This window comes from Staphylococcus pasteuri, assembly GCF_030547725.1.
GTDB lineage: Bacteria > Bacillota > Bacilli > Staphylococcales > Staphylococcaceae > Staphylococcus > Staphylococcus pasteuri.
Map to the genome: position 1 here is coordinate 1 of NZ_JAUOQO010000985.1, position 235 is coordinate 235.

Consider the following 235-nt stretch of genomic DNA (forward strand, 5'->3'; position numbering starts at 1 on the left):
CCAACGCTTCTCAGATAACAGGCCACTGAGCATCAAACTAATCGCAACACATAACACAGTTCCTGACAGCAGCGCGTCCATGATCGAAAGTACTCCTCCCTGACCAAGATAGCTTGGGTTAAACAAGAAGAGTAATGGAATGATGTAGGTCACTGCTGACAACGTAATCGCCCAACGGGCAACCTTATACCAACGCTCACCAGCAATCCCTGCCGCTACAAATACGGCAATACAT

Annotated in this window: 1 pseudogene; it reads right to left on the reverse strand. The window is 48.1% G+C overall.

Features of this window, described 5'->3' with window-relative positions:
- A pseudogene (locus Q4528_RS16130) lies at positions 1–235 on the reverse strand (hypothetical protein); the annotation flags it as partial.